Source organism: Nocardioides sp. CPCC 205120, from assembly GCF_048654585.1.
Taxonomy (GTDB): domain Bacteria; phylum Actinomycetota; class Actinomycetes; order Propionibacteriales; family Nocardioidaceae; genus Nocardioides.
In genome coordinates, this window is the sequence record NZ_JBMCYY010000002.1 from 674,558 (window position 1) to 700,149 (window position 25,592).

General features: G+C 74.2%; 21 protein-coding genes and 2 tRNA genes. 13 read left to right on the forward strand and 10 right to left on the reverse strand.

Annotation, left to right across the window (positions count from 1 at the left end):
• Positions 1–214 precede the first annotated feature (214 nt).
• The 8 genes from ACOACO_RS14195 (at position 215) to ACOACO_RS14230 (ending at position 10,901) form a co-directional block, all read left to right on the forward strand.
• Positions 215–1,720, forward strand: coding sequence for a pyridoxal phosphate-dependent decarboxylase family protein (locus tag ACOACO_RS14195; protein ID WP_420296922.1), 1,506 nt, complete (start codon positions 215–217; stop codon positions 1,718–1,720).
• Positions 1,720–3,027, forward strand: coding sequence for a lysine N(6)-hydroxylase/L-ornithine N(5)-oxygenase family protein (locus ACOACO_RS14200; protein WP_420296923.1), 1,308 nt, complete (start codon positions 1,720–1,722; stop codon positions 3,025–3,027). Before ACOACO_RS14195 ends, ACOACO_RS14200 begins: the two co-directional genes overlap by 1 nt.
• A complete protein-coding gene (locus ACOACO_RS14205) occupies positions 3,024–3,587 on the forward strand; it encodes a GNAT family N-acetyltransferase (protein WP_420296924.1) in 564 nt (187 codons plus the stop codon). The genes ACOACO_RS14200 and ACOACO_RS14205 overlap by 4 nt, the downstream gene beginning before the upstream one ends.
• Positions 3,584–5,416 (forward strand): IucA/IucC family protein, encoded by a 1,833-nt coding sequence (locus ACOACO_RS14210; RefSeq protein ID WP_420296925.1) that lies wholly within the window; start codon positions 3,584–3,586, stop codon positions 5,414–5,416. The genes ACOACO_RS14205 and ACOACO_RS14210 overlap by 4 nt, the downstream gene beginning before the upstream one ends.
• 44 nt (positions 5,417–5,460) lie before the next feature.
• The gene (locus tag ACOACO_RS14215) at positions 5,461–6,846 is read left to right on the forward strand and encodes an acyltransferase family protein (RefSeq protein WP_420296926.1); all 1,386 of its coding nucleotides are present in this window, start codon (positions 5,461–5,463) and stop codon (positions 6,844–6,846) included.
• Positions 6,847–6,868: 22 nt separating this feature from the next.
• A complete protein-coding gene (locus ACOACO_RS14220; protein WP_420296927.1) occupies positions 6,869–10,087 on the forward strand; it encodes a response regulator in 3,219 nt (1,072 codons plus the stop codon).
• Positions 10,088–10,168: 81 nt separating this feature from the next.
• Positions 10,169–10,582 (forward strand): hypothetical protein, encoded by a 414-nt coding sequence (locus ACOACO_RS14225; RefSeq protein WP_420296928.1) that lies wholly within the window; start codon positions 10,169–10,171, stop codon positions 10,580–10,582.
• Positions 10,583–10,637: 55 nt separating this feature from the next.
• Positions 10,638–10,901 (forward strand): DUF3072 domain-containing protein, encoded by a 264-nt coding sequence (locus tag ACOACO_RS14230; RefSeq protein ID WP_420296929.1) that lies wholly within the window; start codon positions 10,638–10,640, stop codon positions 10,899–10,901.
• Between the two features lie 23 nt (positions 10,902–10,924).
• Here the strand turns inward: ACOACO_RS14230 and ACOACO_RS14235 are convergent.
• Positions 10,925–10,998: transfer RNA gene (locus ACOACO_RS14235), tRNA-Ile, on the reverse strand.
• Positions 10,999–11,124: 126 nt separating this feature from the next.
• On the opposite strand from ACOACO_RS14235, the gene ACOACO_RS14240 reads away from it, so the two are divergent.
• Positions 11,125–12,042 carry an NAD-dependent epimerase/dehydratase family protein gene (locus tag ACOACO_RS14240; protein WP_420296930.1) on the forward strand — a complete coding sequence of 306 codons (918 nt, stop codon included), beginning with the start codon at positions 11,125–11,127 and terminating at the stop codon, positions 12,040–12,042.
• Between the two features lie 10 nt (positions 12,043–12,052).
• Complete coding sequence (locus tag ACOACO_RS14245; RefSeq protein ID WP_420296931.1) at positions 12,053–12,280, forward strand: hypothetical protein; 228 nt, start codon at positions 12,053–12,055, stop codon at positions 12,278–12,280.
• 138 nt (positions 12,281–12,418) lie between these two features.
• On the opposite strand, the gene ACOACO_RS14250 is transcribed toward ACOACO_RS14245, so the two are convergent.
• The 9 genes from ACOACO_RS14250 to ACOACO_RS14290 form a co-directional block, all read right to left on the reverse strand.
• Positions 12,419–13,450 (reverse strand): GNAT family N-acetyltransferase, encoded by a 1,032-nt coding sequence (locus ACOACO_RS14250; RefSeq protein ID WP_420296932.1) that lies wholly within the window; start codon positions 13,448–13,450, stop codon positions 12,419–12,421.
• A gap of 135 nt (positions 13,451–13,585) precedes the next feature.
• A tRNA-Asn gene (locus ACOACO_RS14255) sits at positions 13,586–13,658 on the reverse strand.
• Between the two features lie 123 nt (positions 13,659–13,781).
• On the reverse strand, positions 13,782–14,327 hold the full coding sequence (locus ACOACO_RS14260; RefSeq protein WP_420296933.1) for a hypothetical protein: 546 nt from the start codon (positions 14,325–14,327) through the stop codon (positions 13,782–13,784).
• Positions 14,324–16,237 carry a DNA primase gene (gene dnaG, locus ACOACO_RS14265; protein ID WP_420296934.1) on the reverse strand — a complete coding sequence of 638 codons (1,914 nt, stop codon included), beginning with the start codon at positions 16,235–16,237 and terminating at the stop codon, positions 14,324–14,326. The genes ACOACO_RS14260 and dnaG overlap by 4 nt, the downstream gene beginning before the upstream one ends.
• A gap of 11 nt (positions 16,238–16,248) precedes the next feature.
• Complete coding sequence (locus ACOACO_RS14270) at positions 16,249–17,610, reverse strand: deoxyguanosinetriphosphate triphosphohydrolase (protein ID WP_420296935.1); 1,362 nt, start codon at positions 17,608–17,610, stop codon at positions 16,249–16,251.
• A gap of 94 nt (positions 17,611–17,704) precedes the next feature.
• A complete protein-coding gene (locus ACOACO_RS14275; protein WP_420296936.1) occupies positions 17,705–18,691 on the reverse strand; it encodes a hypothetical protein in 987 nt (328 codons plus the stop codon).
• 147 nt (positions 18,692–18,838) lie between these two features.
• Positions 18,839–19,999 carry a tRNA dihydrouridine synthase DusB gene (gene dusB / locus ACOACO_RS14280; RefSeq protein ID WP_420296937.1) on the reverse strand — a complete coding sequence of 387 codons (1,161 nt, stop codon included), beginning with the start codon at positions 19,997–19,999 and terminating at the stop codon, positions 18,839–18,841.
• Positions 20,000–20,051: 52 nt separating this feature from the next.
• Positions 20,052–20,798 (reverse strand): hypothetical protein, encoded by a 747-nt coding sequence (locus ACOACO_RS14285; RefSeq protein WP_420296938.1) that lies wholly within the window; start codon positions 20,796–20,798, stop codon positions 20,052–20,054.
• A 121-nt stretch (positions 20,799–20,919) separates the two neighbouring features.
• The gene (locus ACOACO_RS14290; RefSeq protein WP_420296939.1) at positions 20,920–22,317 is read right to left on the reverse strand and encodes a glycine--tRNA ligase; all 1,398 of its coding nucleotides are present in this window, start codon (positions 22,315–22,317) and stop codon (positions 20,920–20,922) included.
• A 185-nt stretch (positions 22,318–22,502) separates the two neighbouring features.
• Here ACOACO_RS14290 and ACOACO_RS14295 point away from each other — a divergent pair, with 185 nt between their 5' ends.
• The 3 genes from ACOACO_RS14295 to ACOACO_RS14305 are packed head-to-tail and all read left to right on the forward strand — an operon-like array spanning position 22,503 to position 25,572.
• Positions 22,503–23,750: a metal ABC transporter solute-binding protein, Zn/Mn family gene (locus tag ACOACO_RS14295; RefSeq protein ID WP_420296940.1), complete on the forward strand. Its 1,248-nt coding sequence runs from the start codon at positions 22,503–22,505 to the stop codon at positions 23,748–23,750.
• Positions 23,747–24,700, forward strand: coding sequence for a metal ABC transporter ATP-binding protein (locus ACOACO_RS14300; RefSeq protein WP_420296941.1), 954 nt, complete (start codon positions 23,747–23,749; stop codon positions 24,698–24,700). Before ACOACO_RS14295 ends, ACOACO_RS14300 begins: the two co-directional genes overlap by 4 nt.
• Positions 24,697–25,572, forward strand: coding sequence for a metal ABC transporter permease (locus ACOACO_RS14305; RefSeq protein WP_420296942.1), 876 nt, complete (start codon positions 24,697–24,699; stop codon positions 25,570–25,572). Before ACOACO_RS14300 ends, ACOACO_RS14305 begins: the two co-directional genes overlap by 4 nt.
• The last annotated feature ends 20 nt before the right edge of the window (positions 25,573–25,592 follow it).

Sequence of the window (25,592 nt, forward strand, 5' to 3'; positions counted from 1 at the left end):
TCTCCTTCATCCTCGGCGAGCTACGCCTTCCCCAGCGGTCTCGTGCGGAGGATCGAGGTGATCGAGATGACACGTGTGTGATTGTGCGTGGTTCCGTCGGCCATTGTGGCCCAACTCGCGGCCCGCCACCAGTGGTCTGCCTCACTCGACTTGACACCACAGACCTGCGATGCGCTTAGGTGAGCCTTGCCTAACCAACTTCCAGGAGGTCTGCGTGAGCTCGGCACCCACCACCCCCGTGGTCCCCCCGTCACCGGACGTCGACCGGCAGCGCCCCCTCGCTGCCCTCCTCGACGCGACGTCCGCCGACGACCTCAGCACCCAGCTCGACGCGACGCGCGACCTGCTCGCACGCGCCTTCTCCCGTGTCCGCCAGCCGCTCTCGGGCGTCTCCCCCACCGAGGCGGCCGCCCTGGTGGCCGCCGTCGACCTCGACGCTCCGCTCGCCGGCACCGCGGAGGTGCTCGAGGAGGTCCAACGCGTCTACCTCGACCACGCCGTCTGGTTCCACCACCCGCACTACCAGGCCCACCTGAACTGCCCGGTCGCCCTTCCTGCGGTCATCGGGGACGTCATCGCGGTGGCCGTGAACTCCTCGCTCGACACCTGGGACCAGTCGGGCACCGCGACCCACATGGAGCGTCACCTGCTCGCGTGGACGGCGCGGCGCATCGGTCTCCCGCCCTCGGCGGACGGCATCTTCACGACCGGCGGCACCCAGTCGAACCTGCAGGCGCTCCTGCTCGCGCGCGGCGAGGCCCTCGCCGGCGGCGCCGACCTGGCCGACCTGCGCGTCGTCGCCTCCGTCAACGCCCACTTCTCCAGCCGCAAGGCCGCGATGGTGCTCGGCCTCGGCGAGGACGCCGTCGTGCACACCGCGGTCGACGCCCACGGCCGCCTCGACGTGGACGACCTCGACCGGGTGCTGACCCGCCTGCGCGCCGAGGGCCGCACGGTGATGGCCGTCGTCGCCACCGCCGGCACGACCGACCTCGGCTGCATCGACCCGTTGGCCTCGGTGGCCCGGGCGTGCCGCCGGCACGGGGTCTGGTTCCACGTCGACGCGGCGTACGGCGGGGGGCTCGTCACGTCGCGCCGGCGCCGGCACCTGCTGACCGGCATCGAGCGCGCCGACTCCGTGACCGTCGACTTCCACAAGACGTTCTTCCAGCCGGTCGCGTGCAGCGCCGTGCTCGTGGCGGACCGCCGGACCCTGCGGCACGTGACGCACCACGCGGCGTACCTCAACCCCGCGAGCGACGTCGTCGACGAGATCCCCAACCAGGTCGACAAGAGCCTGCAGACGACCCGGCGCTTCGACGCGCTGAAGCTGTGGACCACCCTGCGGGCGCTCGGCCCCGACCGCATCGGCGAGCTGCTGGACACCGTCGTCGACCTCGCCGCACGGGTTCGTCAGGACCTCGTGGGCGACCCCGACTTCCGCGTCGTGCCCGACGGCGACCTCTCGACCGTGCTGTTCCGCTTCGTCGAGTCCGACGTCGCCGACGACGTGCTCGACGTCGTGAACGAGACCGCCCGGGCGCGCCTCTACGCCACGGGGCTCGGCGCCGTCGCCCGCACCCGGTACGACGGGCGCACCTGGCTCAAGCTGACGCTGCTCAACCCGGCCACGACGCTCGCCGACGTGCAGCAGGTGCTCGACCTGGTGCGGGGGCACGCCCGCGCGGCGCTGGCCCAGGTGGACGGGGAGGTCGCCTGATGCGCGTGCACGACGTCGTCGGCATCGGCCTCGGCCCCTTCAACCTCGGGCTGGCCTGCCTGGCCGAGCCGCTCCCCGACCTCGACTGCGTCTTCCTCGAGGCCCGCAGCGAGTTCAGCTGGCACCCCGGCATGCTCCTGCCGGACGCCACCCTCCAGGTGCCGTTCCTGGCCGACCTGGTGACGCTGGCCGACCCCACCTCGCCGTTCTCGTTCCTCGCCTACCTCAAGGAGGTGGGCCGGCTCTACCCGTTCTACGTGCGGGAGTCCTTCTACCCGATGCGCCGCGAGTACGACGCGTACTGCCGCTGGGCGGCCGACCGCCTGCGCTCGCTGGAGTTCGACCGGGCCGTCACCTCGGTCGAGTGGGACGAGGCGGTCGACGGCGGCGCCTACGCCGTCCGCAGCACCGACCCGGGCACGGGCGAGCAGCACACCCACTGGGGCCGCCACCTCGTGCTCGGCGTGGGCACCCGGCCCCACCAGCCGCCCGCGCTGCGCGACCTCGACGGCCCGGCGTGGCACAGCTCGCGCTACCTCGAGGTGCGCGACGACCTGCTGGCCCGGCCCGACGTGACCGTCGTCGGCTCGGGGCAGAGCGCGGCCGAGATCTTCAGCGACCTCCTCGCCTCGGCCGACCCCGACGTGCAGCTGCGGTGGGTGACGCGCTCGCCGCGCTTCTTCCCGCTGGAGTACACGAAGCTGACGCTCGAGCTGACCTCCCCGGAGTACAGCGCGCACTTCCGCTCGCTGCCGCCCGAGCGGCGCGAGCGCCTGCTGGCCTCGCAGGCGGGTCTCTACAAGGGCATCAGCGGTGACCTGGTCGACCAGGTGCACGAGCAGCTGTACCGCCGCAGCCTCACCGACGCCCGTCCCCCGCAGCTGCTGACGGCGGCCGAGGTGACCGCGTGCACCCACGACGGCGACCGCTTCGACCTGACGCTGCACCACCAGGAGACCGACGAGACCTTCCACCTGACGACGAGCGCGCTCGTGACCGCGACCGGCTACCGCGCGGAGGTGCCGCCGTTCCTCACCCCGGTCGCCGACCGGATCCGGTGGGACGAGCGGGGCCGGCCCGTGGCCTCGGAGCACTTCACCGTCGACCACGACGACCGGTCCGTCTTCGTGCAGAACGCGGAGCTGCACACGCACGGCTTCGTCGCCCCCGACCTCGGCATGGGCGCGTGGCGCAACTCGGTGATCCTCGCCCGGGTGCTCGGCCACGAGCCGTACCCCGTCGAGCGCCGCGTGGCCTTCCAGGAGTTCGGCGTGCCGGCCCCGCAGCCGACGGAGGTGGCGCGATGACCACCCCCTCCACCACCTCCGCGACGGCGCCCGCGGCGGCCTTCACCACCCGCCCGCTCGACCTGGAGCGCGACGTACCGCTCGTGCACGCCTGGGTGACGAACGAGCGGGCCCGCTTCTGGGGCCTGCAGCACGCCTCGCTCGCCGACGTGCACCGCGAGTACGCCGCGATCGCCGCCTCCGGGCACCACCGGGCCCGCATCGGCTCGCGCGCCGGCACCCCGGTCTTCCTCATGGAGACCTACGACCCGCACCGCCACGAGCTGGCCGCCCACACCACGCTCGCCCCCGGCGACCTGGGCATGCACTTCCTCGTCGCCCCCACCGACGCCCCCGAGCGCGGCTTCACCCGAGCGGTGATCGAGGCCGTGCTCTCCGAGTGCTTCGCCGACCCCGCCGTGGGTCGCGTCGTCGTGGAGCCCGACGCCCGCAACACGGCGGTGCACGCGCTCAACGCCGCCGTGGGCTTCGAGGTGGAGGACGAGGTCCGTCTGTCGGACAAGACGGCCCTGCTCAGCACCTGCACCCGCGCGGCCTTCGAGGAGAGGACCCGACGATGACCACCACGCAGCTGCCCCCGCCCGCCACCGCGCCCACCCCGGCGTCCGACCTGGCGCCCGACCTGGTCGCGCACCTGACCCCCGAGCGGATGGCGCGTGCCCAGCACGCCCAGGTCGCGAAGATGCTCGGCGAGCTGGCCCACGAGTGCCTCGTCGAGCCCCGTGAGGACGCCGGGCGCTGGCTCGTCGCCGGCGACGACCCGTCCGTCGTGTGGGAGTTCTCCGCCCGCCGGCTCCCCCTCGACCACTGGCAGGTCGACCCGTCCTCGGTGCGCCGCACCGTCGACGGCGCGGGCTCCCCCGTCGACGCGCAGCAGCTGGTGCTCGACCTGCAGCGCCGGCTCGGGCTCTCCGACGCGGTGCTCCCGACGTACCTCGAGGAGATCGCCGCGACCCTCGCCGGCCGGGCGTGGAAGCTGCGGCCCGAGGCGCCCACCGCGGCGGAGCTGGCGGACGCCGGCTTCCAGGATCTCGAGGGCGCGATGACCGAGGGCCACCCCTGCTTCCTCGCCAACAACGGCCGCATCGGGTTCGGCGTCGACGACTACCACGCCTACGCCCCCGAGACGGCTCCGCGCGTGCACCTGGAGTGGGTCGCGGTGCGGGCCGAGCACGCCGTGTACGCCGGTGTCGCCGGCCTGGAGGACCAGCGCGTCCTGCTCGCCGACCAGCTCGACGCCGACGAGCTCGACGCGTTCGAGCGGGTGCTGCGGGCGCGGGGGCTGGACCCCCGTGACTTCCTGCTGGTGCCGTGCCACCCCTGGCAGTGGCGCAACAAGCTGGCGGTCACGTTCGCGCCGCAGCTGGCGAGCGGTGACCTCGTGCACCTGGGCACGGGCCGCGACGCCTTCCAGCCGCAGCAGTCCCTGCGGACGTTCTTCGACCTCGACCGCCCCGAGCGCCACTACGTCAAGACCGCCCTGTCGGTGCTCAACATGGGGTTCATGCGGGGGCTGTCCGCGGCGTACATGGCGGTCACCCCCGCCATCAACACCTGGGTCGACGACCTGGTGGCCGGCGACGACGAGCTGCGGGCGCTCGGCTTCTCGGTGCTCCGCGAGGTCGCGGCCGTCGGCTACCGCCACCCCGTCCACGAGCAGCACGGGCCGTCGCCGTACCAGAAGATGCTGGCCGCGCTGTGGCGCGAGAGCCCCGTGACGCGCGTCGCGCCGGACGAGCGGCTGATGACGATGGCCGGGCTGCTCCACGTCGACGCCGAGGGGCGGTCGCTGGCGGCCGAGCTCGTCGACCGGTCGGGGCTGGAGCCGCGGGCGTGGCTCGCGACGTACCTGCGGGCGTACCTGCGCCCGGTGCTGCACTGCTTCTACGCGCACCGGCTGGTGTTCATGCCGCACGGCGAGAACCTCATCCTCGTGCTGCGCGACCACGTGCCGGTGCGGGCGCTGATGAAGGACATCGGCGAGGAGGTCGGGCTCTTCGACCTCGAGGCCGAGCTGCCCGAGGAGGTGCGGCGGATCCGCGCCGACCTGCCCGAGCACCGGCAGGTGCTGGCCATCGCCTCCGACGTCGTCGACTGCTACCTGCGCTTCCTCGCCGCTGCGCTCGACGACGCCGGCACGCTGCCCGCCGACGACTTCTGGGCCGAGGTCGCGGCGTGCGTCGCGGGCTACCAGGCCGACCACCCGGAGCTCGCCGAGCGGTTCGCCGCGCACGACCTGTTCGCGCCCACCTTCGAGCGGATGTGCATGAACCGGCTCCAGCTGCGCGACAACCAGCAGATGGTCGACCTCGCCGACCCCTCCAGCGCGTTCCAGCTCGCCGACCCGCTGCCGAACCCGTTGAGCGCCCACCGGCCGGCGACCAGGTAGGCGTACTCAGGCCCTCCCCCCTGGTCCGGGGGGAGGGTCGGGTCATGTCCGTGAGCACCCCCTCCTCCCGCCCGTCCGCGTCGTCGTCCGCGTCGCCGTCGGTCGCTGACCTCGTCGCCGCCACGCCGGCCGACCGCAACCGCGTCGTCGACCTGCTGCGCGGCGCGGCGATCCTCGTCGTCTGCCTCGGCCACTGGCTGATGGCCGGCGTCCACGTCGACGGGGCCGGCGAGCTGCGCCGTACCGGCCTGCTGGGGATCGCCACCTGGACGCACCCGCTCACCTGGGTGCTGCAGGTGATGCCGGTCTTCTTCCTCGTCGGCGGCTACGCCAACGCGATCTCGTGGCGCGGCGCGCGGGCCCGGGGCACGACGTACGGCGGGTGGCTGCGGGCCCGGCTGCGGCGGCTCACGATCCCGCTGCTCCCCCTCATGCTGTTCTGGGCCGCCGTCGCGCCGCTCGCGAGCGCGCTCGGCGTCGACGGCGGCACGCTGCGCATCGCCTCCATGGCCTCGCTCGTGCCGACGTGGTTCCTCGCGGTCTACCTGCTCGTCGTCGCCCTCACCCCGCTGACGCTCGCGCTGTGGGAGCGCTGCGGCTGGTGGTCGGTCCTGGGCGGCGCAGCGGTGGCCGGTCTGGTGGACCTGGTCAGCGTGGGCGGCGACCTGCTGGCCGTCGGCTTCTGCAACTACCTGTTCGTGTGGGGCACGGTGCACCAGCTGGGCTACGCCTGGCGCGACGGCGCCCTGCCCGGCGCGGCCCACCGCCTCGGGCTCGCCGCCGTGGGGCTGGTCGGCCTGCTGCTGCTCGTCGGGGTGGGCCCGTACGGCGTGAGCATGGTCGGCGTGGGCGGGCACGGCGTCGACAACTCCTACCCCGCGCGCGTGACCCTGCTGTTCCTCGGCCTCCTGCAGGCCGGCGTGGTGACGGCCCTCGAGCCGGCCCTCGCCCGGTTCGCCGCCCGCCCCCGCGTGTGGGCCGCGACCGTCCTGGTGAACGCCCGGATCATGACCGTCTACCTCTGGCACCTGACGGCGCTCGGCATCGTCGTCGGCCTCTCCCTGGCCCTCGGCGGCGTCGGTCTGCACCTGCAGCCCGGCACCGGCACGTGGTGGGCGACCCGGCCCCTCTGGTTCGCCGTGCTCGCCGCCACCACCGCGCTGCTCGTCACCCTCCTGGGTCGCCTCGAGCAGCCCGCCCCGGACCCGCGGCCCGCCCCGCCGGCGGTGCTCCCGGTGGCCGCCCTGCTGGCCACCTGCGCCGGTCTCGCGGTCATGGCGGACCTCGGCATCGCCGACGCGGACGGCACGGTCAACGCGTGGCTGCCGTGGGTGCCGCTCGTCGCCGCGGTCGCCCTGGGGACGGTCCGGCTCCCCGCGGTGCGGCGGCGCGGGGACCGTTCGGCACCCGGGGGGTACCTCGCGCCGTAGGCTCTCCGCGGAGGGAGGCCACGTGGAGCAAGAGGACCTGTACCGCCAGGTGGTCAGTTCGTTCACGGACGGCATCGTGGTGGTCGAGCTCGACGGCACGATCCGGTACGCGAACGAGTCCTGCGGCGCCCTCCTCGGCATCGACGCCGCCGACCTGCGGGGCCGGTCGATCTCGGCCTTCCTCGACGAGGAGGGGCGCGCGCACTCCGAGGCGCACCTCGAGCGCGCCGCGCGGGGCGAGCTGCTCGCCGACGAGGTCGACACCATGCTCGTGGACGTGCGGGGCCGACCGGTCTGGGTGCGGCTCAAGCAGATGGGGCTGGTCGAGGACGGTCGCCCCAGCGGCGTCATCCTGCGGCTCACGGACAACAACGAGACCAAGCAGCTGCTCGACGAGCTCGAGGCGAGCCGGCGCGGCTTCGTGCGGGCGGAGCGGATCGCGCGCCTCGGCAGCTGGTCGTGGGACCTGCGCGCCCAGGAGGTCTGGCACTCCGAGGGCCTGGAGGAGCTGTACGGCAGCCGCACCGGCGACCTGCTGAGCCGCGACATCGAGCGGGTGCTCTCCGTCACCCACCCGGAGGACCACGAGCGCCTGCGCGAGGCGGTGCAGGCGCTCCTCGACGGCACGCAGCCGCGCATGGACGTCGAGATGCGCCAGGTCGGCGACGAGGGCTACATGTGGGTCCGCATGCGGGCCCTCGCCCACGTCGACGCCGACGGCGCGGTCGTCGGCGTCTCGGGCACCCACCAGGACATCACCCGGTCCCGGGCGACCGAGGACGAGCTGCAGGACCTGGTGACGCAGAACTCGCTCATGCAGGCGATCACCAGCGCCGCCAACGAGGCCACGACGCTCGACGAGGTGCTGGTGCACGCGCAGGCCATGGTGGTGCTGCACGACGACTGGAAGCGCGGGCGCGCGTTCCTCCCCACTCCCGACGGCACCGACGTGGCGCCCCGCTACTTCAGCGATGAGGACCGCACCGGCGACCTCGCCGAGCCCGAGGTGGCCGCCCGCGAGCTGGCCACCGCCCGGGAGTGCCTGCGCACGAGGGAGCCCGTGTGGGACCCCGACGTGCAGCTGACGATCGCGTTCCCCGTCGTCCTCGGTGGGGAGCCGTTGGCCGTCATCACCATCACCTCCGACCCGCCGCTGTACCGCCACGACATGATCCGCCGCCTGGTGGAGCAGACCGCGGTGCAGCTCTCCCGCGTGGCCGAGCGGGAGCACGCCGCCCGCGAGGTGGCGGAGGCCCGCGACCGGGCGCTCGAGGCGTCCCGCCACAAGTCGGAGTTCCTGGCCACGATGAGCCACGAGATCCGCACCCCGCTCAACGGGATCCTGGGGCTCACGGAGCTGCTCGACCGCACCGCCCTCGGGGCCCAGCAGCGCCACCTGACCTCCGGCATCGCCGTGTCCGGGCGTGCGCTGCTGTCGGTCATCAACGACATCCTCGACTTCTCGAAGATCGAGGCCGGCCGTCTCGAGGTCGAGAGCATCGACTTCGAGGTGCGCGACGTCTTCGAGCAGGTCACGGCCGTGCTCGCCGAGAGCGCCCGGGCCAAGGGGCTCGACCTGCAGGTCTCCTGCCACCCCGACGTGCCGGAGGTGCTGGCGGGCGACCCCACCCGCCTGGCGCAGGTGATCACCAACCTCGGCTCGAACGCCGTGAAGTTCACCTCGCGCGGGTCGGTGTCGATCCGGGCGACCTCCACGACCCTGGAGGACGGCGGCACCTGCCTGCGCGTCGAGGTGCGCGACACCGGCGTCGGCATCTCCGAGCAGCAGCGCGCCCACGTGTTCCAGCCGTTCGCGCAGGCCGACACCTCCACGACCCGCCGGTTCGGCGGCACCGGGCTCGGCCTGGCCATCTCCGCCGAGATCGTCGAGGCGTTCGACGGCGAGATCGGGGTGGAGAGCACCCTGGGCGGGGGCAGCACGTTCTGGTTCACCGCCCTCCTCCGCCCGCCCACCGGGAGCCGCCGCGACGCCCGGCTGCGCCGTACGCGGGAGCTGCTGGGCGCCAAGCAGGTGCTCGTCGTCGACGACAACGTGCAGAACCGTCTCGTGCTGCGCGAGCAGCTCGGCTGGTGGCACGTGACCTCGACGGGGGTGGCCAGTGCCCGGGAGGCCGTGAGCGCCCTGGTCGCCGCGGCCGAGGCCAACCGTCCGTACGACGCCCTGCTCCTCGACGTGGCGCTGCCCGGCGGGGACGGCGCCGCGCTCGCCCGCGAGCTGCGCGCCGACCCGCGCTTCGCCGACCTGCCCCTGGTGGCCCTGTCGTCGTCGGCGCCGGGCTCGGACGACCTGGAGGGCGTCGGGGTCGCGGAGCGCCTGACGAAGCCGGTGCAGGCGCCCCAGCTGCGCGAGGTGCTCCTGCGGGTGCTGGCGGGCCGCGACGCCCGCGACGACGTCCAGCCCGACGACACCACCGGGGACGCGCACGGCAAGCGCGTCCTGGTCGTGGAGGACAACGCCGTCAACCAGGTCGTGGCCCAGGGCCTGCTCACGTCGATGGGCTACCTGGTCGACACCGCCGACGACGGCCAGGAGGCCCTCGACCTCACCGCCCGCGTCGAGTACGACGCCGTGCTCATGGACCTGCAGATGCCCCGCCTCGACGGGTACGCCGCGACCCGGGCGCTGCGCGAGCGGGAGCGGGCCACGGGCGTCCGCCGTACCCCGGTGCTGGCCATGACGGCCGCCGCGATCACCGGCGAGCGGGACAAGTGCCTCGCCGCGGGGATGGACGACTTCATCACCAAGCCCGTGGCGCCCGCGACGCTGGCGACGGCGCTCGCGCGCTGGACCGCGGCCGACCAGCCGGCCGACGAGGAGCCCCGCGGGGACGTGGGGGCGCCCGGCCCGGCCAGCACCCACCTCGACCTGGAGCGCCTCGAGATGCTGCGCGAGCTCTCCCCCGACGACAACGCCTACCTCGACCGGGTGATCGACGGGTTCGTGGCGCGCACCCCGGACGCGCTCGGGCGACTCCGCGCGGCGGTCGCGGCGAGCGACTCCGCGGTCGTCTCGGCGGAGGCCCACAGCCTCAAGGGGACGGCGCTCAACATCGGCCTGCCGACGGTGGGGTCGCTGGCGGCCCAGCTCGAGGCCCTCGGCCGCTCGGGCGTCGTCACGGGGGCCGGCGACCTCGTGCTGCGTCTCGACGCGGTGGTGCTCGACGCCACCGAGGCGCTCCGGTCCTACCAGGACTGGTACCGCTCCCTCCCTGCGGGCTGAGGCTCGGTTGTCCCCCGCGCCCGCCGGGTACCGGCCGCCACCGCCCGCCCGGGGCGGCACGAGGACGGGAGGTGGTGCACGGTGGGCGAGGTCGCAGCAGTGGTGTGGGGGGTGACCGCCGCGATCGGCGCGTTCATGTTCACGCGGACGGTGACGGGGCCCCGGACCGCCACCGGCGAGTCGCCGACGGCCCTGCCGAGCGGACTGATCTTCGGCCACGGCGGCCTCGCGCTCGCGTCGCTCGCCGTGTGGGGCATCGCCTGGGGCTACGGCAACGAGCTGATCGCCTGGATCGGCGCGGCCGGGCTCATCGCTGTCATCGGCGGGGGCACCCTGCTGTTCCTCAAGTGGGTCGGCGCCCGACGGGCGCACGCCGCAGGGCCGGACGGCACGCCGTACGCCGAGGAGCAGATCCCCGCCGGGGTCGTCGTCGCCCACGGCGTGGGCGCGCTGGCCACCGTCGTGCTGGTCGTCGCGGCCAACCTCGCGCTCTGACGAGCCTGGGGACGGAGTCCTTGGGAACGTCCGGACGAGCCGGTAGCGTCGTCGCATGGAATCGAACACGCGTACGAACGACGACCGGAACGAGCCCGAGGTCCTCGGCTCGGAGACCGCCGACCCGTCGGCCACGGTCAAGGACCCGTCCGACTGGGTGACGGGCGACCAGCCCGCGACCGGCGCGCAGAAGAGCTACCTCGACACCCTGGCCCGCGAGGCCGGCGAGACGATCCCCGCCGAGGGCCTCACCAAGGCCGAGGCCTCCGAGCACATCGACCGCCTCCAGGACGAGGACGGGACGACGGGCGGCGCCTGACGCCCGTCGCGCGTGCGACCGGGTAGGGCGGGTGGGGCTCGAACCCACGACCCAAGGATTATGAGTCCTCTGCTCTGACCGACTGAGCTACCGCCCCGAGGTGGCCCCTGGTCACCCCGGGGCGCGGCGAGCCTACCGGTGGTCGAGGTAGCCGCCCCCGCTTCCCCGGTGGTCGGGCGCCGCGCGGACTCCCCGTCACCACCCCCGTGATTGGCTGCGGGACATGCGCATCTTCTTCACCGGGGGCAGCGGCAAGGCGGGGCACCACGTGGCGCCGTACCTCGCTGCCCAGGGCCACCAGGTCGTCAACGCCGACCTCGCCCCGCTGGGCCATCCCGACGTCGTCGACCTCCGGGTCGACCTGACGGACGCCGGCGAGGTGTACTCCGCGCTCGCGGGCGTGCCGACGCCGGGCGACTTCGACGACACCGGCCTCGACCTGACCCGCGGGTCGGCGTACGACGCCGTGGTCCACTTCGCCGCGGTGCCGCGCCCGCAGGTCGTGCCCGACGCCGCGACGTACGCGACGAACGTGCTGTCCCAGTACAACGTGTTCGAGGCCGCGACCCGGCTCGGCATCCGGAAGGTCGTCTTCGCCTCGTCGGAGACGACGTACGGCGTGTGCTTCGGCCAGGGCGAGCGCAAGCCGCTCTACGTGCCGGTCGACGAGGAGCACCCGGTCGTGCCCGAGGACTCCTACGCCATGTCGAAGGTCGCCGGCGAGGTGACGGCGCGCTCGTTCCACGCCCGCACCGGAGCCGACCTCTACGGGCTGCGCATCAACAACGTCATCGAGCCGCACGAGTACGCCGAGATGTTCCCGGCCTTCCTCGACGACCCGGCCCTGCGCCGCCGCAACCTGTTCGCCTACATCGACGTGCGCGACCTGGGCCAGATGACGCTGCGCTGCCTGGAGACCGACGGCCTCGGCTTCGAGATCTTCAACGTCGCCAACGCCGACATGTCCGTCGCGGCCACGACCCGGGAGGTCATCGACCGGTTCTACGAGGGCGTCGAGGTGCGCCGCGAGATGGGTCGGGACGAGACCTTCTACAGCATCGACAAGGCCCGCGCGCTGCTCGGCTACGAGCCGGAGCACTCGTGGCGCGACGTGCTGACGGACCCGCGCGCCGGCGCCTAGGGTCCGGCGCGTGCGGACGGAGCTGACGAGGGGCGCTGCGGTCGTGACGGCCCTGTGCCTCACGGGCCTGCTGATGATGGTGCTCGCGGTGCCGGGGACCCACGCCGGGCCCGTCGTGGTGTCGGTGCGCGACCGCGGCCTGCACCTCTACGACGTGCCGGCTCTGTTCCTGTGGCTCATCGGGGTGCTGGGGTGCGCCGTCACCTGGCGCACGGCCGCCCGGCTGCGACAGGACTGAGACGGCCCGCGGACCCCGACGCCGTGGCGGCAAGAAGAAGCCACGCGCCCCGAACGGCGTACGTCGGGTGCGCGTGGCTGTCCACCAGGTACCCGAGACACGGTGCGACATACGCCACGCGCAGAACTTTCTTCTCGATCAGTCGACGCGGGCCTCGACGACGTGCTCACGGTCGACGAGGACGAAGCCGAAGGCGCGGTTGACCGCCTGCATCGGTGCGTTGTCGGTCGCCACCCAGGTGTGCACCGACGTGCGCTCGGGGTGCTCGTCGGTGACGACCTCGATCGTGGTCAGCTTGAGCAGCGTGCCGAGGCGACGGCCCCGGTGCTCCGGCATGACGAGGGTGTCGCCCTGGTAGGCGGACTCCTCCCCCGGCTGCAGCACCAGCACGGTGTAGCCGGCCATCGTGCCGTCCTCGACGCGGCGGGCGGCCGCGGTGATGGTCGTGTACGACGCGGCGCGACGCCGGTCCTCCTCGCGCCGCAGGCGCTCCGGCGTGACGACGACGGCCTCGACGTCGGCCTCACCCGTGGGGACGTCCTGGTTCATCCGCGTCCGCATGGTGCAGAACGCGTCGACGAGGTCGTCGGGGCACCGGTCGGTCCAGGTCACCACGTCGTACCCGGCGGCGGCCGCTAGCGCCTCCTGCCCCAGCCGCTCGAGGTGCGCGGGGTCGACGGGCAGCGGGAGCGCCAGGTGGTCCTCGACGAGCACGGTGCGCACACCGAGCGCCTCGGTGAAGCCGACCCCCGGGGCGTCGCCACCGGCGGGCGTCGTCACCTCGCCGGCGATCGTCGTGCGGCCCAGCTCACGGGTGCGGCGGGCCATCTCCTCCCACAGCACGCGGCCCGCGCCGCGTCGGCGGTACGCCGGGAGCACGTGCACGTCGAACTCGACCAGGTGCGTGTTGTCCGTCAGCGGCCAGCACAGCTCGGCCACCCCGACCATCGTGCCGTCCTCGTCGTAGGCCGCGAGCAGCACGCCGTCCTCGAACTGGCCCCAGGCGTCGCGCGTGGCCCGCACCGCCTCGAGCGTGCGGTGCGGCGCCGTGGGGTCCTGGGCCGTCACCGACGTGTGCTCGACCTCCCACCAGGTGCGCAGCGCCTCCTCGTCGCCCGGCACGAGCGGGGACACGGTGAAGGGCGCGCGGTGGGACTCCGGGGACGTCATGGCCCCACCCAAGTCGGCCGCGGCGGCGTGCGCAAGCCCGCTCCCGCACGGCGGAGCCGTCGCCGTCGCAGGGACGGCTCCTGGCCCGGGACAGACGAAGGGCCTGGTCGGCTGACGCTGACCAGGCCCTCTCTGCTCCCCCAATTGGACTCGAACCAATAACCCTTCGATTAACAGTCGAATGCTCTGCCAGTTGAGCTATGGGGGACTGCTCGTGGAGCGCGCACAGGTTAACAAGTCCTCCGCCGCCGTGCTAATCGGGTGCAGCTCGCGACGACTCGGCGGGCCGGGGCGTGCCGCTGGCGACGACTCGGCGGGCTCGGGCGTGCCGCTAGCGACGACTCGGCGGGAGGCCGAGGTCGGAGCGGGCGGCGGCGAGCGCGGCGGCCGCGGCGCGGCGTACCTCGCGGTCGTCGGGGTCGACGCCCGCGTCGAAGCGGAGTCCCCACGCGATGTCGTCCCCGCCCGGCGCGCGGCGGGCGAGCACGTGCACGCCGGCCGCCCCCACGAGGCGCACGTGGCGCTGCAGGACGACCGTGGCGGTGATGCGCTCCCGCACCAGCTGCAGCAGGCGGTCGCGGGCCGGTGCGGCCGGCTCCCCCGGCGCCGTCAGGCGCACGCGGTGGCGCGGCGCGGTGTCCGGCTCCGGCCCGATCTCGCGGACCGTCAGGACGCCCTCGTCGGCGTCCCAGTCGGCGGCGTCGACGCGCTCCCAGGGCACCCGGACCGGCTCGTCACCCGGCCCGTGGGGCACGTGGAGAGCCCGCTGCGTGCCCACCACCGCTCCCCCGTCGACCTCGACGGCGGCGAGCACGCGCTCGCCGCCCAGGGCCGTGGCCGGCAGCGCCGGACGCGCCCCGCGGCGCGGGAACCTCACTCGCCGACGGCCCGCTCGCGCAGGGCGCGACGGGCCTGCTCGAGGGCGACGAGCTCGCCGAACATCTTGTTGTACTCCGTCGCGGCGTCCACCGGGTTCGTGCGCTGCAGCCGGGACTTCAGGGTGTCGATCCGGCGGGCCAGCGTGAGCTCCTGCAGCCGGTAGACGTGCGCGGCGACGTAGCGCGGGTCGGGCGCCGCCGAGCCGCGCAGCGACTCCACGGTCAGCTCGCCCAGCACGCGGGCGACGACGGTGTCGCCGCCGGCGGCCTCGCGGAGCCGGCTCGACCAGGCGGGGTCCGCGCTGCCCGCCGCGGGCCCGCCCGCCTTCGCGACGACCTCCCACACGGCGCGGTACGTCGGGTGGGTGAAGTCGTCGCCGTCGACCCCGGCGATCGTGCTGCCGACCGCGCCCGGGTGCTGCACCACGAGCTTCAGCGTCTCCCGCTCGATGAGGAACCGCGGGTCGCGCAGGTCGGGCAGCCGGGGCGCGGGCGGCGCCGCCGCGGCGGCCTCGTCCTCCGCGCGCCGCGCCGTGCGCTCGACGCGCGTGGATCGGTCCGGTGCGGCCGCCGGTCCGCGGGCCGCGGCACGGCGCACCTCGGCGCGGGCCTCGTCGATGTCGATGCCGATCATCTGTGCCACCTCGCGGGAGAACGCGTCGACCTTCGAGCGGTCCCGGATGCTCGACACGAGCCGGGCGGCCTCGCGCAGCGCGTCCACGCGGCCGTCGGCGCGGTCGAGGTCGTACTTGCCGACGACGTTGCCGAGCACGAACCGGTAGAGCGGCACCCGGCGGGCCACGAGCTCGCGCACCGCGGCGTCGCCCTCGGCGATCCGCAGGTCGCACGGGTCCATCCCGGAGGGCTCGACCGCGACGTACGTCTGCGACACGAAGTTCTGGTCGCCGCCGAACGCGCGCAGCGCCGCCTTCTGGCCGGCGGCGTCGCCGTCGAAGGTGAAGATGACCTCGCCGCGGAACTCCTCGTGGTCGTCGAGGAAGCGGCGCAGCACGCGGGCGTGGTCGTCGCCGAACGCCGTGCCGCACGTGGCGACCGCGGTGCCGACACCGGCGAGGTGACAGGCCATCACGTCGGTGTAGCCCTCGACGATGACCGCCTGCGAGGTGCGCCCGATCTCGCGGCGGGCGAGGTCGAGGCCGTAGAGCACCTGGCTCTTCTTGTAGAGCGTCGTCTCCGGGGTGTTGAGGTACTTGGCCTCGATCTTGTCGTCGTCGAAGAGCCGGCGGGCCCCGAAGCCGATGGTGGCGTTGGAGGCGTCGCGGATCGGCCACAGCAGCCGCCCGCGGAAGCGGTCGTAGGGCGAGCGGCCGATGGCGACGACACCGGCGGCGACCGCCTCGTCGGTGGTGAAGCCGCGGTCGAGCAGGTGCCGGTGCAGCGCCTCGCCGTCCCGGGGCGCGAAGCCCAGCCCGAAGCGCGCCGCGGCCGCCTGGTCGAAGCCGCGCTCGTCGAGGAAGCGCCGGGCGACGACGGCGTCGGGACCGGCCAGCTGCTCGGTGTAGTACTCCGCCGCGACCCGGTTCACCTCGACGAGCCGGCTGCGCTGCGGCCCGCGGGGGCCGGACTGCTCGCGCTCGTTGCCCTCCTCGCGCTGCAGCACGACGCCGAAGCGGTCGGCCAGCTGCTCGACGGCCTCGACGAAGCCCAGGCCGGCCATCTCCTGCAGGAACGAGATGACGTCGCCGCCCTTGCCGCAGCCGAAGCAGTGGAAGAAGTGCCGGGCCGGGGTGACGTGGAACGAGGGCGACTTCTCGTCGTGGAAGGGGCACAGCCCCTTCATCGAGCCCCCGCCCGCGTTGCGGAGGGTGACGAAGTCGCCGACGACCTCGTCGATGCGAGCCGTCTCACGGACCTCCGCGATGCTGGAGTCCCTGATCTTCCCGGCCACGACGCCCGAGTCTACGCACCCGTGCGGGCGCCGGACCCCGGCCCGCACAGGCGCCGCCACCAGGCGTGGGCGCTGCCGTCGGTGAGCGAGGCGACCTGGTCGACCACGACCCGCAACCGCGCGGCGTCGTCGGCCGCCGCGGCCCAGTCGTCGGCGAACGGACGCTCGAGCGCGTCGGGCCCGCGCTCGGCCAGCGCCCCCACGAGCTCGGCCAGCAGCTCGCGCTGGCGACCCATGAGCGCGATGCGGTCGTCGGCCCGCATGACGAGGTGCGCCGCGATGCCCTTGAGCACCGTGATCTCCAGCGCGGTGCGCTCGGGGACGACGATGTCGGCCCGGTGGCGCACCGGGGGGCCGTCGACCCCGGCGGCGAACGTGGCGGCCTGCACCGAGCCGCAGAAGCGGCCCACCAGGTCGCTCGTCAGGTTCTTCAGCGCGGCCAGCGCGCGGCGGCTGCCGTCGTACGGCGCGCGCGGCCACGACCCGACCGCCCGCAGCCCCGCGAACACCTCGTCGAGGTCGGCGTCGGCCGCGCCGGGGGCGTACCACTCCCGCACCGTCGCCCAGATCGCCGGCAGCTCCGGCTCCAGCGTCGTCAGGTCGATGCGGCCGGCGACGATGCCGTCCTCGACGTCGTGCACCGAGTAGGCCACGTCGTCGGCGAGGTCCATGACCTGCGCCTCGACGCACTGGCGCCGGGCGTCGCCCACCCCGTCGCCCACCCCGGCACGCAGCCACGCGAAGGCGGGCAGGTCGTCGTCGTACACCCCGAACTTCACGACGACCCGGGGCGACCCGTCGCCGTGCACGCCGGCCGGTGCGGGGGCGTCGGCACGCGCCCAGGGGTACTTGGTGCAGGCGTCGAGCGTGGCGCGCGTGAGGTTGAGGCCCGCGGAGGCGCCGTCGGCGTCGAACGACTTGGCCTCGAGCCGGGTGAGCAGGCGCAGCGTCTGCGCGTTGCCCTCGAAGCCGCCGCACGGCTGCGCGAGCTCCGCGAGGACCGCCTCGCCGTTGTGCCCGAACGGCGGGTGGCCCAGGTCGTGGGCGAGCGCCGCGGTCTCCGCGATGTCGGGGTGGCAGCCCAGGGCGCGGGCGAGGTCACGCGCGACCTGCGCCACCTCGAGGCTGTGGGTGAGACGGTTGCGGACGAAGTCGTCCGCCTGCGGCCCCATCACCTGGGTCTTGGCGGCCAGCCGCCGGCTCGAGGCGGCGTGCACCACCCGGGCGCGGTCGCGCTCGAAGGGCGCCCGCACCGGGGCGTCCACGCGCTTCGGGGGCTCGGGCACCCACCGCTCGCGGTCGTGCTCGTCGTACGCCGCCGCCACGTGCGCGTCGGCGGTCGGCGCGGGGTCGAGGCGTGCGGGGCTGCTCATCGCGCGCAGCCTACGACCGCCCGCCGACGGCCCACGCCCCGGCTCGGTAGGCCGGCTCGGGAGACCGGCCAGGCGGATCGGCTCGACGACCGGCTCAGTAGACGCTGACGTGCACGTGGTCGAAGTGGTTCGCCGTGGCGGACCCGCGGTCCTCCATCGAGCGCCAGCCCTCGCCCGAGCGCTCGACCGACCAGATCTGCTGCTCGTAGATGACGTTGTTGACGTCCCACGTGGAGTAGTTGGCGCGCACGAACTCGGCGACCTCCCAGCCCCGGTCGCCCGAGACCATGATGTCGAGCGCGAGACCGCGGCCGTGGTCGCCGTCGCCGCGCCACCCGCCGTACTGCGTGATGTCGGGGAAGGCGGCGCAGACGGCCTCGTGGAGGGCGACGATGTTCGCGGTCACCCCGGAGCCGACCGACGAGCCGTTGTCGCAGGTGCCCCCGACGGCGGGGGTGCCCGCGGTCTCGGAGGTGCCCGCGGCGGCCGGAGCGGCGGCCGCCGGCGCCTCGGTGGCGAGGTGACCGGCGGTGACCCAGCGCGACGCGCCCTCCCAGACGACCTCCTCGCGACCGTGGGCGCTGCGGCCGGTGACGAGCACCTCGGTGCCCTCCTCCAGCAGCCCCACGACCTCGGCGCCCTCGGTCGAGGCGGCGTGCAGGTCCAGGTCGGTGTCCGCCCAGCGCGGGGTGTCGGCCGCCGCGACGGCCGCGGCCGTGGCCGCCGCCTCGCCGCGCGCCCGCTCGAGCACGGCCGCGTGGTGGCGCCACACGGCGTACTGCTCCAGCGCCGCGTTGCGGGTCACGCCGGCCTCGACGGCCGCCAGCGCGTCGCGACGCGCGGACCGGCTGGAGGCCTCCGCGCGCTCGGCGAGGAGCCGGTCGGCGTCGATGTCCGGGGCCTGCGCGGACACGGCGGCGGACGGGGTGGTCACGTCGGTGCCGACCACTCCGACGCCCACCACGCCGAGCGTGGCGGCGACGGCGAGCGGGGCGGCGATGCGGGCCCGCGCGGGGACGCGGGCGAGCAGTCGACGGGTTCGGGCGAGACGGTCGTCCCGCTGGTGGCTGAGGTAGGCCACTGCGCTGATCCTCCTGTTGCCGGGCAAGTCGTGGCCCCGCAGGTCGTGCCGGGCCGTCGACGAGTAGAGCACAGGCCCTCCGACGAGGTCGAACCGACGCTCACGGTGCGGACGCGCCCCCAGGGCCACGGCGGCGCCGCGGGCGGCTCAGCCGCCGGAGGTCTCCCCCACGTCCTCGCTCATGCAGAGGTCGCGCCCGTCGGTGTCGTCGAGCCAGCCCTCGGGCAGCACGACGCGGTCGCGCGGCGAGCCCTGGCGGCCCCGCGGGGCGCCGAGCTCGGAGACCGGGTACGGCGCGGCCGGGTCGAGCTGGGCGAGGAGCCCGTCGAGCTCGGCCAGCGTGGTGACCAGCGCCAGCGCCCGGCGCAGGTCGCCGCCCGCCGGGAAGCCCTTGAGGTACCAGGCCACGTGCTTGCGGAACTCCTTGCAGCCGCGCTCGGCGCCGAGGTGCTCCACGAGCAGCTCAGCGTGGCGGCGCATCATGACCGCCACCTCGCCGAGCGTCGGCAGGGTCTGCACCTGCTCGCCCGCGAACACTGCGGCCAGGTCGCGGAACAGCCACGGCCGGCCCAGGCAGCCGCGCCCGACGACGACGCCGGCGGCCCCGGTCTGCTCGACCATCCGCACCGCGTCCGCGGCCTCCCAGATGTCCCCGTTGCCGAGCACCGGGATGTCGACGGCGGCGACGAGCTCGCCGATGGCGTCCCAGTCGGCCACGCCCGAGTAGGCCTGCGCGACGGTCCGCCCGTGCAGCGCGATCGCCGCGACCCCGGCGTCCTGGGCGATGCGCCCCGCGTCGAGGAACGTGAGGCGCTGGTCGTCGAGGCCCTTGCGGGTCTTCATCGTCACGGGGACGCCGTACGGCTCGGCCGCCTTCACGGCCCGGGTGAGGATCTCGCCGAGCAGCCCGCGCTTCCACGGCAGCGCACCGCCGCCGCCCTTGCGGGTGACCTTGGGGACGGGGCAGCCGAAGTTGAGGTCGACGTGCGCCACGCCGTACTCGTCGCAGAGGATCTCGGTCGCCCGCGCCACGTACGTCGGGTCCGTGCCGTAGAGCTGCACGGAGCGCGTCGTCTCGAGCTCGTCGAAGACGAGCATCCGGCGGGTGACGTCGTCACCCTCGACGAGACCGCGGGAGGTGATCATCTCGCAGACGTAGAGACCGGCGCCCTGCTCGGCGCACAGCCGGCGGTAGGCCGCGTTCGTGATGCCCGCCATCGGCGCCAGCACCACCGGCACGTCGACGACCAGGTCGCCGAGGTGCAGCGGTCCCGGCAGTCGCGGCGCGGACACGGTGGAGGTGCTCATGGGCACCATCCTCCCGCGCGGCCGCCCGCGCGCGGGAATCGACGGGACCGGCTCAGGGGGTGCCCGGCGCCGTCGACGGAGTGCCCGGGGCGGACGACGGGACGCTCGACGGGCTGCTCGATGCGGGGGCGGGGGCCGTCTCCCACACGACCGGCTCGAGCCCGTCCCACGGCTGGAACGCCAGGCCCTCGACGGCCGTGCCCTCGGCGGCGAGGTGGACCTGGCACTGGGTCGCGCTCGCGCCGGGCCCGAACGGCGTCGGCAGCGGGGTGCTCGGGCAGGCCGGGAACTCGGCCCCGAACCGGGAGGCCGGCACGAGCGCGGCGTCGTCGCGCAGCAGGTAGAGCGGCACGTCCTGCCCGGCCAGGTCCTCCTCCCCCACGTTCTCCACGGTCGTCGCCACGAAGTACGGCGTGGCCGCCACGCCCGCGCCGCCCACGAGCCAGCCGTCGAACGCGCCGGCCGGCGCCGGCACCACCGAGGTCACCCGCACGGCCAGCGCGCCGACCCGGTCCGCGGCCGGGCGCCAGGCGATCGTCGCGACGTCCCCCAGCGCGAGCCGGGTGCCGGGCTCCGTCAGCTCGACCGCGGCGGGCACCTCGAGGTAGTCGGTGGCACGCCCCGTGGCCGACGACGTGGCCACCGACGGCGAGGGGTCCGCGGTGGTGGGGGCGTCCGCCGTACCGGCGCGGTCGTCACCGCCGCACGCGGCGAGGGGCAGCAGCAGCGCGACCGCCAGCGCGACGGACGGGACGGACGGGACGGTGGACCGCACGGGCAGACGGCGGGAGGGCGTCATGCGCGTCATTGTGCACCTGCGCCTCCGGGAGTCCCGGGGACGGCGACGGCCGCACACCCTGAGGGGCGTGCGGCCGTCGTGGCCGGCCGTGGTGGGCCGGGAGCGGTGCAGCGACTGCGGCTCAGGCGCCGACGAGCCGCTCGGCGAAGTAGCCGACGATGCGGTCGAGGCCCACGCGCTCCTGGCTCATCGAGTCGCGCTCGCGGACGGTGACCGCGTTGTCCTCGGGCGTGTCGAAGTCGACGGTGACGCAGAACGGCGTGCCGATCTCGTCCTGGCGGCGGTAGCGGCGGCCGATCGCGCCGGAGTCGTCGAAGTCGACGTTCCAGTTCTGGCGCAGGTCGGTGGCCAGCTGCTTGGCCTTGGGCGAGAGGTCGGCGTTGCGGCTCAGCGGCAGCACCGCGACCTTGACGGGCGCGAGGCGCGGGTCGAGGCGCAGCACGGTGCGCTTGTCGACGCCGCCCTTGGTGTTGGGCGCCTCGTCCTCGTGGAACGCGTCGACGAGGAACGTCATGAGGCTGCGCGAGAGGCCGGCTGCCGGCTCGATGACGTACGGCGTGTAGCGCTCGTTGCTGGCCTGGTCGAAGTAGGACAGGTCCTGGCCCGAGTGCTGAGCGTGGGTCGAGAGGTCGAAGTCGGTGCGGTTCGCGACGCCCTCGAGCTCACCCCACTCCGAACCGGCGAAGCCGAAGCGGTACTCGATGTCGACGGTGCGCTTGGAGTAGTGGGACAGCTTCTCCTTCGCGTGCTCGTAGTGGCGCAGGTTGTCCGGGTTGATGCCCAGGTCGGTGTACCAGCGCGTGCGCTCGTCGATCCAGTACTGGTGCCACTCCTCGTCCTCGCCCGGCTTGACGAAGAACTCCATCTCCATCTGCTCGAACTCGCGGGTGCGGAAGATGAAGTTGCCGGGCGTGATCTCGTTGCGGAAGCTCTTGCCGATCTGGGCGATGCCGAACGGCGGCTTCTTGCGGCTCGAGGTCACGACGTTGGCGAAGTTGAGGAAGATGCCCTGGGCGGTCTCCGGGCGCAGGTAGTGCAGGCCCGACTCGTCCTCGACGACGCCCAGGTAGGTCTTCATGAGGCCGGAGAACTGCTTGGGCTCGGTCCACGCGCCGCGGGTGCCGCAGTTGGCGCAGACGACGTCGCTCATCGGCACGGCGTCGGGGTCGTCGAGCCCCTTCTTCTCCGCGTACGCCTCCTGCAGGTGGTCGGCGCGGTAGCGCTTGTGGCAGGACTGGCACTCGGTCAGCGGGTCCGAGAACGTCGCGACGTGGCCGGACGCCTCCCAGGTCTGGCGCGGCAGGATGACGCTGGAGTCGAGGCCGACGACGTCCTCGCGCGCCTGCACCATCGACTTCCACCACTGGCGCTTGATGTTGTCCTTGAGCTCGACCCCGAGCGGTCCGTAGTCCCAGGCCGATCGGGTGCCGCCGTAGATCTCGCCGCAGGGGTAGACGAACCCCCGGCGCTTGGCGAGCGAGACGACGTGGTCGACGGTGGTTGCGGGCGGCTTGGCCACGAGAGGTGCTCCTGATGTGCGAGTACGCCGGCTGGCTGCCGGATGCGACCGCAGAAGGCTATCCGTCCCGCGCGGCGCCGCCCCGCGCGGGGCCGGGACGCGGTGGCCCCCGCCGCCGGGGCGGTCCCCGCACGACGCGATCCGTTGAATTGACAAGGGTTCTCAGTGTTCTGAGAATGGGTCTCATGCCCTCTTCGCTCCGTCGCTCCGCCCGTCGTTCCACCGCCGCCCGTCGGGGTCGCGCGCCCGGGTTCGCGCCGCTCGCCGCGGCCGTGGCGCTGCCGCTCGTGCTCGCCGGTTGCGGTGCGCTCGGCGTGGGCGACGACGACACGGCCGCCGACGGCGGGTCGGGCGGTGGCGTCGACGACGTCGTCGCCGCCTTCTACCCCCTGCAGTACGCCGCGCAGCGCGTCGTGGGCGACGACGTCGAGGTGGCGAACCTGGTCGAGGCCGGCGGCGAGCCGCACGACCTCGAGCTGAGCGTCGAGCAGACGGGCCGCATCGCCGACGCGGACCTCGTCCTCTACCTCTCCGGCTTCCAGCCGAGCGTCGACGCGGCCGTCGAGCAGTCCGCGCCCGACACCTCGCTCGACGTCGCCGACAGCGTGGCGCTGCAGGCGTTCGCCGAGGGCGGGCACGACCACTCGGAGGAGGAGCACGCCGAGGACGAGCACGCCGAGGACGAGCACGCCGAGGAGGAGGGCCACACCCACTCCGAGGACGAGCACGCCGAGGAGGAGGGCCACACCCACTCCGAGGACGAGCACGCCGAGGAGGAGGGCCACACCCACTCCGAGGACGAGCACGCCGAGGAGGAGGGCCACACCCACTCCGAGGACGAGCACGCCGAGGAGGAGGGCCACACCCACTCCGAGGACGAGCACGCCGAGGAGGAGGGGCACGACCACGACCACGGCTCGGAGGACCCGCACTTCTGGCTCGACCCGCTGCGCCTCGCCGACGCCGCCGACACGATCGCGGAGCGCCTCGGCGAGCTCGACCCCGACCGCGCGGAGGAGTTCGAGGCCAACGCGGCCGACCTGCGCAGCGACCTCGAGGCGCTCGACGGCGAGTACACCGACGGGCTCGCGTCCTGCGAGCGCGACCTGGTGGTCGTCAACCACGACGCGTTCGGCTACCTCACGAAGTACGGCCTCACCTTCGCCCCGGTCGTGGGCCTGACGCCCGACGCCGAGCCCACCCCGGCCGCGCTGGCCGAGCTGCAGGGCCTCATCGCCGACGAGGGCATCACCACCGTGTTCTCCGAGCGCCTGGCGAGCCCGGCCGCGGCCGAGTCGCTGGCCTCCGACACCGGTCTGACGACCGAGGTGCTCGACCCCATCGAGGGCCTGACCGACCAGACGGCCGACGAGGACTACCTTTCCCTCATGCGTTCCAACCTGGCTGCCATCACGGAGGCGAACGGCTGTTGAGCCGCCGCCCCGGGACCCCGGAGGTCACCGCCCCCGTCGTCGACGTCGCGGACGTCACCGTCGCCATCGAGGGACGGTCGGTCGTCCGCGACGTCAGCCTGACCATCACGGCGGGCGAGTTCGTCGTCCTGATGGGCGCCAACGGCTCGGGCAAGTCGACCCTCGTGCGCGCCATGACGGGCCTGCGGCCGGTCGCGGCGGGCGAGGTGCGCCTGTTCGGCACGCCGCTGTCCCGCTTCCGCCGCCGGGACCGCATCGGCTACGTGCCGCAGCGGGCCGGGGCCTCGGGCGGGGTGCCGGCCTCGGTCGCCGAGGTCGTCGCGTCGGGGCGGATCTCCCGGCGCGGGCCGTTCCGTCCCTCCGGGGCGGCCGACCGCCGAGCGGTCGCCGAGGCCCTCGAGGTCGTCGGGCTCGCCGACCGGGCGCAGGAGACCGTGACGGCGCTGTCGGGCGGGCAGCAGCAGCGCGTGCTCATCGCCCGGGCGCTCGCGGCCGAGCCGGAGGTCCTGTTCCTCGACGAGCCCACGGCCGGCGTGGACCTGCCGCACCAGCAGGCGCTCGTCGCCACCCTGGGTCGCCTCTCCGAGCGGGGCGTGACGGTCGTCCTGGTGGCCCACGAGATCGGCGTCGTGGCCCCCCTCATCGACCGCTGCCTCGTCATGCGCCAGGGCCGGCTCGTGTACGACGGGCTCCCCCTCAGCGAGGCGGACGTGCACCGCGCGGGCGCGCCGGCGGGGATGCCGCTCGTCGTACCGGGGGTGCACACCCACGTCGGCGACCACGCCCACGACCACGGCCACCAGCACGAGCACGGCCACCACCACGACCACGCGCACGAGCGGGCGCCGCACGAGTGCCCGCCGGGGCACTCCGACGTCGTGCCGGGCGTCTCCGGCCCCTTCGACCGCGCCTACGACCGCCGCGGCGGCCAGGAGGGCAGCCCGTCGTGATCGACCTGCTCGGCTACGAGTTCATGCAGCGCGCGCTGCTGGCCGCGCTCTTCACGGGCCTGGCCGCCCCCGTCATCGGCACCTACCTGGTGCAGCGCCGGCTCTCCCTCATGGGCGACGGCATCGGCCACATCGCCGTGACGGGCGTCGCCATCGGCCTGCTCACGGGCTGGTCGCCGACGTGGACCGCCGTGCTCGTCGCGGCGCTCGGGGCGATGCTGCTGGAGGTGATCCGCGAGCGCGGCAACACCTCGGGCGACCTGGCGCTGGCGCTGCTCTTCTACGGCGGCCTCGCCGCCGGCGTGCTCATCACCGGCCTCGCCGGCCAGAGCGGCGCGCGGCTGCAGCAGTACCTCTTCGGCTCGCTGACGACCATCTCCGTCGCCGACGTGTGGTTCACGATGGCGTTGGCCGTCCTCGTCCTCGTGCTCGGCCTGGGGCTGCGGCCGCAGCTGTTCGCCATCGCGCAGGACCGCGACTTCGCGGTCGTCGCGGGGCTGCGGGTGCAGGCCTACAACATGCTCGTCGCCGTGCTGGCCGCCGTGACGGTCACGATCGCGATGCGCACCGTCGGTCTCCTGCTCGTCTCCGCGCTCATGGTGGTGCCGGTGGCGACGAGCCAGCAGCTGGCCCGCTCGTTCCGCGGCACCCTGCTGCTCGCGATGGCGTTCGGCGCCGTCGCCGGCGTCGGTGGCCTGCTGGTCTCGGCCGAGCTGTCGTTCCACGCCACGGTGGCCCCGGGGCCGGCCATCGTGCTCGTCGCGCTCGCCGGGTTCGTGCTGGCCTGGCCCACCGGCGCCCTGCTGCGCCGACGCGCGGAGGCCCGTCGCCCCGACGAGGACGCGCTCGCCGACGAGGCCGTCGCCCCGTGAGCGGGAGCCAGTAGGTTGTC

What these genes read in the sequence shown, in the direction of transcription:
- ACOACO_RS14200 (WP_420296923.1), top strand. Translation starts at nt 1,720, where the DNA reads ATGCGCGTGCACGACGTCGTCGGCATCGGCCTCGGCCCCTTCAACCTC.
- ACOACO_RS14205 (WP_420296924.1), top strand. Translation starts at nt 3,024, where the DNA reads ATGACCACCCCCTCCACCACCTCCGCGACGGCGCCCGCGGCGGCCTTC.
- ACOACO_RS14210 (WP_420296925.1), top strand. Translation starts at nt 3,584, where the DNA reads ATGACCACCACGCAGCTGCCCCCGCCCGCCACCGCGCCCACCCCGGCG.
- ACOACO_RS14215 (WP_420296926.1), top strand. Translation starts at nt 5,461, where the DNA reads ATGTCCGTGAGCACCCCCTCCTCCCGCCCGTCCGCGTCGTCGTCCGCG.
- ACOACO_RS14230 (WP_420296929.1), top strand. Translation starts at nt 10,638, where the DNA reads ATGGAATCGAACACGCGTACGAACGACGACCGGAACGAGCCCGAGGTC.
- ACOACO_RS14240 (WP_420296930.1), top strand. Translation starts at nt 11,125, where the DNA reads ATGCGCATCTTCTTCACCGGGGGCAGCGGCAAGGCGGGGCACCACGTG.
- ACOACO_RS14250 (WP_420296932.1), bottom strand. Translation starts at nt 13,450, where the DNA reads ATGACGTCCCCGGAGTCCCACCGCGCGCCCTTCACCGTGTCCCCGCTC.
- ACOACO_RS14270 (WP_420296935.1), bottom strand. Translation starts at nt 17,610, where the DNA reads ATGAGCAGCCCCGCACGCCTCGACCCCGCGCCGACCGCCGACGCGCAC.
- dusB (WP_420296937.1), bottom strand. Translation starts at nt 19,999, where the DNA reads ATGAGCACCTCCACCGTGTCCGCGCCGCGACTGCCGGGACCGCTGCAC.
- ACOACO_RS14285 (WP_420296938.1), bottom strand. Translation starts at nt 20,798, where the DNA reads ATGACGCCCTCCCGCCGTCTGCCCGTGCGGTCCACCGTCCCGTCCGTC.
- ACOACO_RS14295 (WP_420296940.1), top strand. Translation starts at nt 22,503, where the DNA reads ATGCCCTCTTCGCTCCGTCGCTCCGCCCGTCGTTCCACCGCCGCCCGT.